Here is a 14,323-nt window from a genome sequence, read left to right as displayed (position 1 = left end):
CTATGCTTATGCCAATGAAAACTTTAGTTACTTTACCTGATCCGATTTTACGGGAAGTGTCCAGACCTGTCGAGCATGTTGATTCAACTCTCCAAAAGCTTGCTGATAATATGCTGGAAACTATGTATAATGCTCAAGGCGTTGGCCTTGCTGCTATTCAAATTGGCATACCACTACGCATATTGGTCGTAGATGTCTCCGGAAATGATGCCCAAAAAAACCCGCTTGTTATTATCAACCCGGAAATCTTATGGCTCTCAGATGAGCGTAATATTTACAAAGAAGGTTGCCTCTCTATTCCTGAGTATTATGCAGAAATTGAGCGTCCTAAACGCCTTTGTATTCGCTATCAAGATCGCGAAGGCAAACAAACAGAAATTGAAGCAGATCATCTCCTAGCCACTTGCTTACAGCACGAAATCGATCACTTAAACGGCTGCCTTTTTATTGATCATATTTCAAAAATGAAACGTGATATGGTGATACGGAAATTTAAAAAACGCACAAAAGAAAAAAACGCAAAGGAAGCAATTTTGTAATGGCATTGCGATTAAGTTTTATGGGGACACCTGATTTTTCTGTTCCCATTTTAAATGCTTTGCTGGATGCTGGTCATGATGTTGTAGCTGTTTACAGCCAACCCCCTCGCCCAGCAGGACGTCGTGGCCTTAAACCGGTTCCTTCACCTGTTCAAAATGCAGCACAAGTTAAATCTATTCCTGTATTCACGCCTCAAACACTTAAAACAGCCGAACAACAAGCTCAATTTACAGCACTTTCCGTTGATGCTGTTGTTGTTGTTGCCTATGGACTCCTCTTGCCGAAAACTATCCTTGAAACACCGCGTTTTGGTTGTTTTAATGCTCATGCTTCACTCTTACCACGTTGGCGTGGCGCAGCACCTATTCAGCGTGCAATTATGGCTGGTGATAAAGAAACAGGAATGATGATTATGAAAATGGATGAAGGGCTTGATACGGGGCCTATCGCTCTCTCTCATTCCATCCCTATCACCGATAACATGACGACCTATGAACTTTCAGATAAACTTTCACATATAGGTGCAGAACTTATGATAGAAGCTCTATCGGCTCTTGAAAAAGGACAGCTTAAACTTACTCCACAATCAGAGAAAGGCATAACCTACGCTTCAAAAATCAAAAAGGAAGAGACTCGCATTGATTGGACAAAGCCTGCAGAGCTTATTCATAGACATATCTGTGCACTTTTCCCCTCTCCTGGTTGTTGGTGCAACATGAATATTGGTAATAGAGAAGAACGCGTAAAAATTCTTGGAAGTCGCTTAACGGCGGGTTCTTCTCTTGAAATTGGTCAGATAGAGCCAGATTCTTTGATTATCCATTGCGGACAAGGGCGTTTGGAAATAACCCATCTCCAAAGATCTGGTGGTAAAATTCTTGATAGTGCAACGTTTTTGCGAGGCGCTCATATTTCTGCTGTTTTTTAATATGCCACGTTTTAAACTCACCCTTGAATATGATGGCTCAAATTACGCTGGCTGGCAGCGTCAAGCAAAGCTCCACACCATACAAGGAGCTCTTGAAGAAGCCATTTTTCGTTTTTGCGGCCAACAATTGACCATTACGACAGCTGGTCGGACTGATGCAGGTGTACACGCTACAGGGCAAGTTGCGCACATTGATTTTGAAAAAAACTGGCACACACATACTGTACGTGATGCACTCAATGCTCATTTGCAAAAACAGGGAGAAGATATTTCAATCTTGAATGTACAAAATGTTCCCGATGACTTTGATGCACGATTTTCCGCAATCAAACGCCATTATCTTTTTAAAATTCTCAATCGCCGCTCTCCACCAACCTTAAACGCAAAACGCGTATGGTGGTTGCCCAAACCCCTCAATGCTGAAGCCATGCATGAAGCAGCCCAAAAGCTTTTAGGACAACATGATTTTACGACTTTCCGCTCAGCACATTGCCAAGCCAAAAGCCCTATTCGTACCCTTGAACGTCTCGATGTTCAAAAAGAAGGAGAAGAGATCTTTCTCTATGCGCAAGCCCGCTCCTTTCTTCATCATCAAATCCGTTCATTTGCAGGAAGCCTCATGGAAGTTGGTGTCGGACGCTGGACGATACAAGATCTTGAAGCAGCTCTTCATGCTAAAGATCGCACACGTTGTGGTGTCGTAGCACCACCTTCAGGACTTTATTTGACCAAAGTGGAGTATTAGCTATCCTACAAACATTGTTTTTTCAAAAGCAATTAAGGAAGTTTATAAAAGGAGCGAATTTCTTCAAAAGCTTCCGTTGCTGTATTGACAAATTTTACAAAATCAACATCGGAAGGAGAAATTGTACCTTGCGCTGACAAATAACCAAAATTGATAACATTGTTCCAAAATTCTTTGCCAAATAATAAAATTGGAACCTTTTCCATACGTCTCGTCTGCATTAAAGTTAACGTCTCAAACAACTCATCCAAAGTACCAAACCCTCCAGGAAAAACAGCAAATGCCTTCGCTCGCATTAAAAAATGCATTTTGCGCATCATCAAATAATGAAAATTAAAACATAAATGCGGAGTCACATAAGGATTAGGCTCCTGCTCATGTGGTAAAACAACATTCAAACCAATCGTTGGTGCACCAACATCAACGGCACCACAGTTCCCCGCTTCCATTATCCCTGGCCCTCCTCCTGTGACAACAACAAATTCACGATACTCAGTCGTAGCAGAATAACGTGAGCACAAACGCGCAAATTCCCTCGCCTCATCGTAATAATGCGACATAGCATGCAAATTCTTCTTCTGTGTTTCATTTTTTGCTGCCCATGCTTCTTGCCCAGATTTAGGAATACGCGCACCACCAAACAAAACAACTGTTGATTGAATATCACATTCTTGAAGTGTTATTTCGGGCTTTAAAAACTCAAGACCAATACGTTGTGAACGTAATTCAGGACGCATCATAAACTCTTGATCAATATAAGCCAAACGGTAAGTAGACGAACGCATTTGTGCTGAATCAGAAATCTTATGTTTCTGTTGCAGAGCATCCTTCACATGAAGGAGTGGCGCTAAATTATTCTTTTGTTCTTCTTTTATTTTTTCTTTACAGCCTTTTTTCATATACCTGTCCTACTTCTTCATCGTTTTATTGACTGAAAACATTTCTTCGCGTAGTTTATAAAGAATAAAACTTCAAGTTTTCAACTTGTTTAACGGAATTCCGGTCATGACTAATCTCACACAACTTGAAATAATTATTGAAAAAGCATTTGACGACCGAAATTCTATCAATACCACCACAAAAGGTGAAATTCGTGAGAGTGTCAAGCACGCATTAAACCTTCTTGATAAAGGTGAAATCCGTGTCGCGGAACGTCAAAAAAATGGACAATGGCATGCTCATCAATGGCTGAAAAAAGCCGTTCTTCTCTCTTTTCGGCTCAATCCTATGCAGATTATTACCGGTGGAGTAGACGGAACACATTGGTGGGATAAAGTTCCTTCAAAATTTTCTGGTTGGCAAGAAGTTGACTTTAAAAAAGCTGATTTCCGTTCAGTTCCTGGAGCAATTGTACGACATTCTGCTTACATTGCACCCAACGTCATATTGATGCCATCCTTTATAAATCTTGGTGCCTTTATCGATGAAGGAACAATGATTGACACATGGAGCACTGTTGGTTCCTGTGCACAAATTGGCAAACATGTTCATCTTTCCGGTGGAGTTGGCATTGGAGGCGTTTTGGAACCACTGCAAGCAAATCCAACAATTATTGAAGATCATTGCTTTATCGGTGCACGTTCCGAAGTCGTTGAAGGCTGCATTATCCGTGAAGGTGCTGTTTTAGGGATGGGAGTCTTTATTGGAAAATCTACAAAGATTATTGATCGCGCAACCGGTGAAATTTTTACAGGTGAAGTACCAGCCTATTCCGTTGTTGTTCCAGGTTCTCTTCCCGGAAAACCATTACCAAACGGTGAAATAGGTCCGAATCTTTATTGTGCTGTTATAGTGAAACGCGTTGACCAAAAGACACGAGAGAAAACATCCATTAACGATCTTTTGCGTCATTAAAAAGCACTCTTCAAGAACCTCTGCTAATCAAGAGAATACAAAAGCGCAATCAATAAAGGAAAATACTCCCCCTTTTCATTATTTATTCATTTTAAGCGCTTGAATAAAAGCCGACTGAGGAATTTCTACTTTTCCGAATTGACGCATCCGCTTTTTGCCTTCTTTTTGCTTTTCCAAAAGTTTGCGCTTACGCGTCACATCGCCCCCGTAACATTTAGCCGTTACATCTTTGCGCAAAGCACGAATTGTTTCGCGCGCAATGATTTTACCGCCAATCGCAGCTTGTACCGGAATCTGAAACATATGTTGAGGAATAAGATCTTTTAGTTTTTCGCACATAGAACGCCCACGCTTCTCTGCAATAGTCCGATGCACAAGCATCGACAATGCATCAATAGACTCTCCATTGACCAAAATAGACATTTTAACCAAATCTCCTTCAACATAGTTAGTCATCTGATAATCAAAAGAAGCATATCCCTTTGAGATTGATTTTAAACGATCATAAAAATCAAAAACAACTTCATTCAGCGGCAAATCGTATGTCACCATGGCACGCGTCCCAACATAGGACAAACCAACCTGTATCCCCCGCCGTTCTTGGCACAGCTCTAAAATTGCCCCAAGATAGTTATCAGGAGTCATTATTGTCGCCCGAATCCACGGTTCTTCGATGGAAGAAATTTTAACAATATTAGGCATATCCGCTGGGTTATGCAATTCCTTAACAGAACCATCATTCATATTCATACGATAAACAACTGAAGGTGCTGTCGCAATTAAATCCAAATTAAACTCGCGCTCTAATCGCTCTTGAATAATTTCAAGATGAAGAAGCCCTAAAAAGCCACAACGAAAACCAAACCCCAAAGCCGCTGATGTTTCCATTTCAAAAGAAAAGCTCGCATCATTTAAGCGTAATTTTCCCATGGCTGCACGCAAATCATCAAAATCAGCAGCATCAACTGGAAAAAGTCCACAAAAGACAACTGGTTGCGCAGATTTAAAACCAGGTAATGCCTCTTCACAAGGGCGGCGCTCTTCAGTAATGGTATCACCAACCCGTGTATCAGCAACTTCTTTGATAGAAGCCGTTATAAAACCAATCTCTCCTGGCCCTAATTCATCAACTTGAATCATTTTTGGAGTAAATACCCCAACCCGTTCAACTGGATATTTTACACCCGTACCCATCATGCGGATGGTTTGACCTTTTTTTAAGATACCATCTATTACTCGTACCAAAACAATAACGCCAAGATAACTATCATACCAACTATCAACCAACATTGCTTTCAAAGGATTCTTAACATCACCAGTGTGTGGAGAGGGCAATTGTGTAACAATTGCTTCTAAAACATCAGGAATACCTAAACCTGTTTTTGCTGATATTTCCACTGCCTGAGATGTATCAATGCCGATCACATCTTCAATTTGTTCTTTAATACGCTCAGGATCTGCTGCTGGAAGATCTACCTTGTTGAGCACAACAACCAACTCATGAGAATTATCAATAGCTTGGTAAACATTAGCCAATGTCTGCGCTTCCACTCCTTGGCTTGCATCCACCACCAACAGCGAACCTTCACAAGCTGCCAAAGAACGTGAAACCTCATAAGCAAAATCCACATGACCAGGTGTATCAATAAGATTTAAAATATAGGTTTCACCATTCTTCGCTTTATAGTGTAAACGTACTGTTTGTGCCTTAATAGTAATTCCACGCTCGCGCTCAATATCCATGGAATCGAGCACTTGCTCTTTCATCTCCCGTGTTTCAAGCCCTCCTGTCATTTGAATCAAACGATCAGCTAAAGTTGATTTTCCATGATCGATGTGCGCCACAATGGAAAAATTACGGATATAATTACGATCTACTGTCATACGAGGCGATTTAGCAAAGAATAGCACAAAACGCAAAGACCAATTGCCAATTATACTCCTTTGAGAACCTTTCAAAAAAATACAAATGAAAAAAGCTTCTGGAAACACAATACATCATAGCCCAAAAATGAGGCTTTCGTTTGCTAAACTCAATACAAATAGTTAAAAGTACCAAAATGCTCTTAACTTTTTTATATCCGCCGGTCTTATCACTCATGTGCCACTGCAATATTAGAAATGCATATATAGCTTAAATTTGTGATAAAATTTCAAGAAATACTTCTTGCTATTTGTACAAAAAATAAAAAAGTCTAGTATCGGAGCAGTCAATCTTCTCAATTGTCAAAAATTTACAAACACGCCCCCTTACACAACATCTTTTGAAAAAGCACATACTTTCTAGAAGGTTTCTTTCTTCTTCCTTTAAAGATGGAAAAACACCAAGACTCCTCTTAATTTCTTTAAAAAACAGAAAAAATAAAATCTTAATTGAAGAAAGATCAAGTTAATCAATTTTTTCAATCACTTTGTTTTTTTACGCCATTGTGAAGGTTGCAATTCAGCTACGGTGATCCCAATCAAAATAAGCAAACCACCCAATAAAGCTAAAGGAGACAAACGCTCACCAGCTAAACGCCCAACAATGCCAGCCCATACAGGTTCACCTGCATAAATGAGTGTTGCACGCGTAGGTGAAATAGACTTTTGTGCCCAATTCATTGCTAATTGAATTATAGCACTCATCAATGCCAATCCTATACCGATACTTAGCCATACCCATGAAAATTCAGGAATGCTCTCACCCATCAAAGACATACAAAAAAATGAAAAAAGACCACTAAAAAATAACTGTATAATTGTTACGCGCCGGCTATCAACCTTGCTGGCAAAAACTCCGATGAGTATCACCTCTCCAGCAATTGCTAAAGCTCCTAACAAAGTTAAAATTTCACCTTTTGAAAAATCAAACCTTCCCAACTTTTGTCCAGAAACAAGTATAAGGCCAATAAAAGCGAAAACAATACCAATCCAAGAAGCTAAACGGGGTGACTTTTTAAAAATAATCCACTGCAATATTGGAACCATCGGAACATACAGTGCCGTGATAAAAGCCGACTGACTACTCATAATCGTTTGAAGTCCCATAGCTTGCAAAGCATAACCAAAAAACATTCCTAAACCAATAGACATTCCAGCAAAAATCTCATAAATGGTTATACTTTTCATAGAACGCCCAAAAATTGCCCCACATATAAGTGATGCGGCAATAAAACGAAATCCAACAAAGAAGAGAGGACCGCTATAGCGTACCGCGATGTGAATTACTAAAAATGTAATGCCCCACAACATCGTCGCAGCAAATAATACCAATTCCGGCTTGCTTAATAAAGGATATTTCAACTGTTTTATATTAATCATGAAAGGTTTTTCCTCCAATTTTTTGCGCACCTTATGAAACAATAAGCGTTCCAGCTCCTTGTTCGGTAAATAGTTCTAGCAAGACAGAATGGGGGGTTTTGCCATTTAAAATGACAACACCTTCCACACCATTTTGAAGGGCCTTTATACAAGTCTCTACTTTTGGAATCATACCATCTGAAATTGTTCCATTTTTAATAAGGCTTTCAGCTTCAGAAATCGTCAACTCCTTTAAAAGTCTGCCTTGTTTATCCAAAACACCAGAAACATCCGTCAAAATTAAAAGACGTTTGGCCTCTAATGCACCGGAAATAGCTCCAGCAAAAATATCAGCATTAATATTATAAGTTTTTCCATCGCGACCCGGAGCTACAGGAGCAAGGACTGGAATCATTTCAGAACATGCCAAAAGATCCAATAATCTGCGATCAACTTCAACAGGTTCACCAACAAATCCTAAGTCTAAAACACGTTCAATATGCGAATCAGGATCAATCACAGTCTTATAAGCCTTTTCGGCAAAAACCATATTGCCATCTTTGCCGCACAACCCTATTGCCCATTCACCTTCAGCGTTGATGAGAGCAACAATTTCCTTGTTTATGGAGCCCGCTAAAACCATTTCAACCACTTCAACGATCCGCTCATCAGTTACGCGTAAACCGTTTTCAAACCGCGACTCAATCCCCATTTTCATCAAAATTTCAGCAATTTGAGGACCTCCACCATGAACGACGACAGGATTAATTCCTGATTGCTTTAATAGAGCAATATCACGCGCAAAAGCTCGCCCCAAAGTAGAATCACCCATAGCATGACCGCCATATTTTACAACGACCGTTTCATTTTCATATTTTTGCATATAAGGTAAAGCAGACGACAAAAATGCTGCTTGTTTTTTAAAAACATCTGCAACATCGTTTTCAACATCATCCATCAAAAGAGCCTCCTCATCACTTTTACCCTCTCTTAGTGAAGTTTAGAAAAAGCGAAAAAAATTTTCAAACAAGTTTTACTCTATTTATCCCCCTGAAAAGCGCTAATTTTCCCTTAAATTACAACCAAAGCAGTAACGATATGACACAAAGGCAGCTTCCTTTAAAAAAACTAGCATCTAAAGATTGAGCAAAATAAGTGTACAAAATGTCATTGTCTTATGGCCTTATATATAAAATTTGGAAGTAGAATTTAGAACAATTTTCAAGCCACGCCGTACATTTAACTCATTGATTTTACCCTATGGATCTTTAACAATGAATACGAACATATACAACCATTGATTTTATAAGGATAATTAATCACCTTGCAACTTAAATGGGAGCCTCGAATACAGGAGTATTCTCTCACTTTAAATCTTCTTATGATAATCAATAAAAACCGCTCGCTTACATGTTACAAATGGGATTTTCGTGTAGATAAAACTGTTTTAAAAGGACTAAAAATATCTCTTATGAAACATCTCAATACAAAAGCAGTCGCAATATTGAAAGCCAACAAATGAACGATAGTACCAGCTTGTTACAGCATCACATTAGAAAACCTGTAGCACAATCTAGCATTGTATTCTTATTAGACCATCAAAATTCCCTTGAAGAGATCCGTAAAATCGTTCAATTATTCCTTATATTAGCTGTTCTCATAATGATAGATTGAAGTCATTCACAGATAGCAATAGCAAATCATTATGAAAGAAACAAAAATACTCTTTCAAAAAATTCATCTGCTCAAAATATGAACGCCGTCTTATTCATCAAGAATAAAATCGAACTTTCCTCTTTTCTCTACGAAAAATTACTTGTCTCTTCTTATTGAAAATACCAGCTTGTTTTATGTAGCAAATGCATACAATATTTTACTTAACAACATGCAAACAGATAAATGATAAAGGCATTTATTTTTTCACCTTCTCATACGATACAAGCATTACTTTTTACTTATCCATCTACAAAAGAAACAAAATCAGAGTATTCAGCTCCAGCTTAAACCATTTTAACCTGATCTATGCTGCCAATTTAGATCTCTCTTTTTGTTCATAAACCATCTGCTCCATTCAAGGAACAATGGTATTCTTTTGTAAGTGATAACTAAAGCTTTACTCATATTTTTTCTCAACTCATTATGATTCAATGAAAGTTAAGAACGAACCGTAAAAACTATTCTTTCAGATAAAAATATTCAAAATTAAAGTTATTATTTTTGTTAGCTTACAGGAAGGAGTACATGATTCGTTAATTAACAAGCATTCACAGTCCAAAAAGATATCAACCTTAAATGAGGTATTTGAAATACCATCATAATCCTCAAACTACAATGCTCTTTCATATAAACAAACTTAAGTGCAACAGAGTAAATAAGGAAAAACTCCTATTCGTTTGATTCCTATTATTCAAACACTTTGGAGTACACGACAATATACTCGCAAATTTGAATGAAAAGCATCTCTACAACTTACCTATACAGATAATCCTTGTGAAACATTTTACTAAAGTTCTATGTTATGCACTAAATTTGTGTTGTTGTAATCTTATCAATTTTTGTTTTTAATCAAATAAATATACAATGTGTATTTAAATGACAGCCTGATTGCAAATTTTAAAATTTACAAAAAAGAAAGACGGGTATAAAAAATTTTATATACGTTAAAGTGTTGCTACACTGACACTGGAAGTATTGTTTGTATATTCAATGGATTCTTACACAGATAAACTGTCGTTCAAATCTCATAGACACACAAAATAAAACTTATTCATGGAACTATGTAATGAAACATAGAAACTAGACCTGCAACAGAAACGCATCCTAAAATAGCCACCCCTTCTCTCTTTAAGCAACACAAATGTTAACCTTTTCAAAGATTTATAATGTAACAAAAATTTAATTAAAATAATCTTCCAAGTAACTCTTCCAACATTCCTTAATTCTGATAGGTATTCACGAATTTTGGCCGGAAATATTCTCAAAAAACTCTTTCATACGTGAAAAAAAACCATGTGATTGTGGTGAATTTTCACAATTTGAAAGCTTCTCAAACTTTTGTAGCAATTCGCGTTGTTCTTGCGTTAGTTTTTGCGGTGTTTCAATAGTAATATGAATATAAAGATCACCCCTCGCTTGCTGACGACGTAACATAGGCATTCCCTTACCTTTAAGGCGGAATTGACGCCCATTTTGGGTTCCCTCTGGAATCTTAACACGTGCTTTGACACCATCAAGGTCAGAAACCTCAAACTCTCCTCCTAAAGCAGCTGTAACCATTGAAATGGGAACGCGACAATGAAGATCTGCTCCTTCTCGCTGAAAAAATTCATGCGGTTTAATGGAAAGAAAAATATAAAGATCACCGTTAGGACCACCACGAATGCCAGCATCTCCCTCACCAGAAAGGCGAATACGCGTACCATCTTCAATACCAGCTGGAACGTTCACGCTCAATGAACGTTTTTTTTCCACCCGTCTCGTCCCCTGACATTTTGGACATGGATCCGTAATGGTTTCACCACGTCCATGACATACAGGACATGTTCGTTCAATGGAAAAGAAGCCTTGCGCAGCGCGTACACGGCCAGCTCCATGACAAGTTCCACAAACTTGTGGCTTAGAACCCTTTTTCGCGCCAGATCCTTCACAAACATCACAAGTAATAGAACTAGGAATATTAATCTGCGCAGTTTTTCCTGAAAATGCCTCTTCTAAAGTCACTTCCATATTATAACTCAGATCTGCACCACGTTCGCGGCCATCACTACGCTTACGGTGCATCCCCCCCATAATTTCGCCAAAAAAATCTTCGAAAATATCAGCAAATCCGCCACCGGCAGCAAAGCCACCAAAGGGGCTTGCTCCTTCTCTGTTATTATTTTCAAAAGCCGCATGACCAAATCGGTCATAAGCAGTTCGTTTTTGAGGATCTTTGAGAACTTCATAAGCTTCAACAATTTCCTTAAATTTTCGTTCTGCTTCTTTATCCCCCGCGTTGCGATCAGGATGATATCGCATCGCCAACTTACGAAAAGCAGACTTCAGCTTTTTATCATCACATTCACGAGTCACGCCAAGAATTTCATAATAATCAACCTTCATCATGTATTCCTGATAATTTTTTCCATCCATCTTAATGGATAATATTTGCTTTCAATTTATATTTTTAGTCACAAAGTTTCAACTCATCTCAAATAACAAAGCCCAGCCTTATATTTCAAAGACCGGGTTTATTAATTAATCAATCCATCTGCTTATATTATTTCTTCTTATCGTTAACTTCTTCAAAATCAGCATCGACAACATCATCATTATTATTCTTTGTGTCTGTTTCAGTATTTGCTGTTGCTGCTTGTGAAGCCTCATACATAGCCTGTCCGAGTTTCATACTAACTTCTGCTAATTTCTGCATTTTTGCTGTTACTTCTTCAGTATCAGTGCCATCAAGTGCAGACTTCAAATCAGATATTGCAGTTTCAATCTGTTCCTTCTCTTCCGCTGATACCTTATCACCATACTCTGTAAGCGACTTTTCAGTTGAGTGGATAAGAGCTTCTGCTTGATTTTTAACTTCCACACCTTCACGGCGCTTTTTGTCCTCAGCTGCATGCTCTTCCGCATCCTTGACCATTTTTTCAATGTCAGCATCACTTAAACCACCTGATGCTTGAATACGAATTTGATGTTCTTTCCCAGTTCCTTTATCTTTAGCCGAAACATTTACAATACCATTCGCATCAATATCAAAAGTAACCTCAATCTGAGGTATACCACGCGGCGCCGGTGGAATACCAACAAGATCAAATTGAGCTAGTAACTTGTTATCGTTAGCCATTTCGCGTTCACCTTGGAAAACACGAATAGTCACAGCATTCTGATTATCATCAGCCGTTGAAAAAACTTGTGACTTTTTAGTTGGGATAGTGGTATTACGTTCAATGAGACGTGTGAAAACTCCACCCAACGTTTCAATACCCAAGGATAAAGGTGTTACATCCAGCAGCAACACGTCTTTTACATCGCCCTGTAATACCCCACCTTGAATAGCAGCACCCATCGCTACAACTTCATCAGGATTAACGCCTTTGTGTGGATCCTTGCCGAAGAAGTTTTGCACAACTTCTTGAATTTTGGGCATACGCGTCATACCACCCACCAAAACAACTTCATCAATTTCACCAGCTTTTAATCCTGCATCTTTTAATGCAGCTTTACAAGGCTCAATAGTGCGCTGAACCAAATCATCAACGAGAGACTCAAATTTCGCCCGAGTCAATTTCATTGTTAAGTGCTTGGGGCCAGATTGATCTGCCGTAATAAATGGCAAATTGATTTCCGTTTGTTGTGAAGAAGAAAGTTCAATCTTTGCTTTTTCTGCTGCTTCTTTCAGACGCTGTAACGCTAATTTATCATTTTTCAGATCAATCCCTTGTTCTTTCTTGAATTCATCAGCAAAATAACCAACCAAGCGCATATCAAAATCTTCACCGCCTAAAAAAGTATCTCCGTTGGTTGACTTAACTTCAAAAACACCATCTCCGATTTCAAGCACAGAAATATCAAATGTACCGCCACCAAGGTCGTAAACAGCAATAGTTTTTCCATCTTTTTTATCCAAACCATACGCTAAAGCAGCAGCTGTTGGCTCATTGATAATTCGTAAAACCTCTAGTCCAGCAATTTTACCCGCATCTTTAGTAGCTTGACGTTGCGCATCATTAAAATAAGCAGGAACAGTAATAACCGCTTGCTCAACTTTTTCACCAAGATAAGACTCGGCAGTTTCTTTCATCTTTTGCAAAATCATAGCTGAAATTTGTGACGGAGAATACTTCTTACCTGCTTCTTCGACCCATGCATCACCATTGTCACCTTTAACAATTTTGTAAGGTACAAGCGCTTTATCTTTTTCAACCATAGGGTCATCAAACCGGCGTCCAATTAAACGTTTAACCGCAAAAACTGTTCCTTCAGGGTTCGTAACTGCTTGTCGTTTAGCAGGCTGCCCAACAAGCCGCTCACCTCCATCAGTAAAGGCAACAACAGAAGGCGTCGTCCTCGCTCCTTCTGAATTTTCGATAACCTTTGCATTTTTGCCATCCATAACAGCAACACAAGAGTTAGTCGTCCCCAGATCAATACCAATTACTTTTGCCATATTATAATCTCCATTCAGCAAGCTACCTCAACCTTCATCAAGCATCTTTCTAAGACAGCTCCTTATAACACTTAAAGCCTGCACCTCACTTCAAGTTACACAAACAATAAACTGCAAGTCGCAACAAGCCTTTCTGCTTCGTATATAAGAACAGGCTCTTATCGCTACAAGAGAATAATGAGAGAAACATTCTCAAAATAAAATTTTTCTTTAAAAATAGGCATTCTGCTTACGCATAAACGTCTTCTTTGATTAATGAAAGGTACATCATAGCATATTTTTCTGCAACTCTCATAGGCATATCAACCTATAAAGATTAAAAAAAGAGAAATAATGATAGAACATCTTCCTCAATCTCTTACAGCCCCACGAAGCACTCATATAAAAGCTTTTTAAAATATCACCCAGATACAATAAAATTTATGCTACGAATACCATAGTCTTTCTTAGCAAGACATTCTATTATTCGCTATATGCTCACCTAGTCAATAAGCCAAATGTTTCTTACATCGGTTATTTAATGACGTTAAACTCTACCTTGCTAAACTAATATTTACGAAAATATCATCTACTAATCTATTCTTAGAAGTTCTGTTTCTAACAGTCTAAACACTTAATTATACTGTTTGAAAGTCATCTTTTAATGTATCCAACATAAATTTTTCTTTAACCTATATACTTCTTTCTTAAATTTGTAAGTACATAAAAACAAACCTTTTGCCCTTAAGTGCATTACCATCTTAAACTTTAATTTTCTTCCCTAAAAAATCGATAAACTCATGCACTTCTATCCTCCCAATATAACTCGAGTAATTCT

The 14,323-nt window shown here is 38.3% G+C and carries 10 protein-coding genes; 4 read left to right on the top strand and 6 right to left on the bottom strand.

Annotated elements, in window-relative coordinates:
• The first annotated feature begins 8 nt into the window (after positions 1-8).
• Genes def through truA form a run of 3 tightly spaced genes read left to right on the top strand, consistent with a single transcriptional unit; the run spans position 9 to position 2,213 of the window.
• Entirely contained in the window at positions 9-539 is a 531-nt protein-coding gene (gene def, locus V3564_RS06740; protein WP_455481475.1) for a peptide deformylase, read from the top strand.
• Positions 539-1,468, top strand: coding sequence for a methionyl-tRNA formyltransferase (gene fmt, locus V3564_RS06735; RefSeq protein WP_455480801.1), 930 nt, complete (start codon positions 539-541; stop codon positions 1,466-1,468). Before def ends, fmt begins: the two co-directional genes overlap by 1 nt.
• Position 1,469: 1 nt before the next feature.
• Positions 1,470-2,213, top strand: coding sequence for a tRNA pseudouridine(38-40) synthase TruA (truA, locus tag V3564_RS06730; RefSeq protein WP_455480800.1), 744 nt, complete (start codon positions 1,470-1,472; stop codon positions 2,211-2,213).
• Between the two features lie 32 nt (positions 2,214-2,245).
• Here truA and V3564_RS06725 read toward each other — a convergent pair whose 3' ends face one another.
• Positions 2,246-3,112, bottom strand: a complete 867-nt coding sequence (locus V3564_RS06725) for an LOG family protein (protein ID WP_455480799.1) — start codon at positions 3,110-3,112, stop codon at positions 2,246-2,248.
• Between the two features lie 106 nt (positions 3,113-3,218).
• Here V3564_RS06725 and dapD point away from each other — a divergent pair, with 106 nt between their 5' ends.
• Positions 3,219-4,067, top strand: a complete 849-nt coding sequence (gene dapD, locus V3564_RS06720) for a 2,3,4,5-tetrahydropyridine-2,6-dicarboxylate N-succinyltransferase (protein ID WP_455480798.1) — start codon at positions 3,219-3,221, stop codon at positions 4,065-4,067.
• Between the two features lie 78 nt (positions 4,068-4,145).
• Here dapD and lepA read toward each other — a convergent pair whose 3' ends face one another.
• From lepA to dnaK, 5 genes are all read right to left on the bottom strand, one after another.
• Positions 4,146-5,951, bottom strand: coding sequence for a translation elongation factor 4 (gene lepA, locus V3564_RS06715; RefSeq protein WP_455480797.1), 1,806 nt, complete (start codon positions 5,949-5,951; stop codon positions 4,146-4,148).
• A gap of 522 nt (positions 5,952-6,473) precedes the next feature.
• Entirely contained in the window at positions 6,474-7,370 is an 897-nt protein-coding gene (locus V3564_RS06710) for a DMT family transporter (RefSeq protein ID WP_455480796.1), read from the bottom strand.
• A 31-nt stretch (positions 7,371-7,401) separates the two neighbouring features.
• A complete protein-coding gene (gene argB / locus V3564_RS06705) occupies positions 7,402-8,307 on the bottom strand; it encodes an acetylglutamate kinase (RefSeq protein WP_455480795.1) in 906 nt (301 codons plus the stop codon).
• Positions 8,308-10,301: 1,994 nt separating this feature from the next.
• The gene (gene dnaJ, locus V3564_RS06700) at positions 10,302-11,450 is read right to left on the bottom strand and encodes a molecular chaperone DnaJ (protein ID WP_455481474.1); all 1,149 of its coding nucleotides are present in this window, start codon (positions 11,448-11,450) and stop codon (positions 10,302-10,304) included.
• 157 nt (positions 11,451-11,607) lie between these two features.
• On the bottom strand, positions 11,608-13,506 hold the full coding sequence (dnaK, locus tag V3564_RS06695) for a molecular chaperone DnaK (RefSeq protein ID WP_455480794.1): 1,899 nt from the start codon (positions 13,504-13,506) through the stop codon (positions 11,608-11,610).
• Positions 13,507-14,323 lie beyond the last annotated feature (817 nt).

It is taken from the genome of Bartonella sp. B12(2025) (assembly GCF_053795135.1).
Note: the sequence above shows the minus strand (reverse complement) of the source record. Positions and strands in the feature narration are given on the sequence as shown.

Coding starts and splice junctions, on each gene's coding strand:
- argB (WP_455480795.1), bottom strand. CDS start 8,307: ATGGATGATGTTGAAAACGATGTTGCAGATGTTTTTAAAAAACAAGCA.
- def (WP_455481475.1), top strand. CDS start 9: ATGCCAATGAAAACTTTAGTTACTTTACCTGATCCGATTTTACGGGAA.
- V3564_RS06710 (WP_455480796.1), bottom strand. CDS start 7,370: ATGATTAATATAAAACAGTTGAAATATCCTTTATTAAGCAAGCCGGAA.
- fmt (WP_455480801.1), top strand. CDS start 539: ATGGCATTGCGATTAAGTTTTATGGGGACACCTGATTTTTCTGTTCCC.
- dnaJ (WP_455481474.1), bottom strand. CDS start 11,450: ATGAAGGTTGATTATTATGAAATTCTTGGCGTGACTCGTGAATGTGAT.
- dnaK (WP_455480794.1), bottom strand. CDS start 13,506: ATGGCAAAAGTAATTGGTATTGATCTGGGGACGACTAACTCTTGTGTT.
- lepA (WP_455480797.1), bottom strand. CDS start 5,951: ATGACAGTAGATCGTAATTATATCCGTAATTTTTCCATTGTGGCGCAC.
- truA (WP_455480800.1), top strand. CDS start 1,470: ATGCCACGTTTTAAACTCACCCTTGAATATGATGGCTCAAATTACGCT.
- V3564_RS06725 (WP_455480799.1), bottom strand. CDS start 3,112: ATGAAAAAAGGCTGTAAAGAAAAAATAAAAGAAGAACAAAAGAATAAT.
- dapD (WP_455480798.1), top strand. CDS start 3,219: ATGACTAATCTCACACAACTTGAAATAATTATTGAAAAAGCATTTGAC.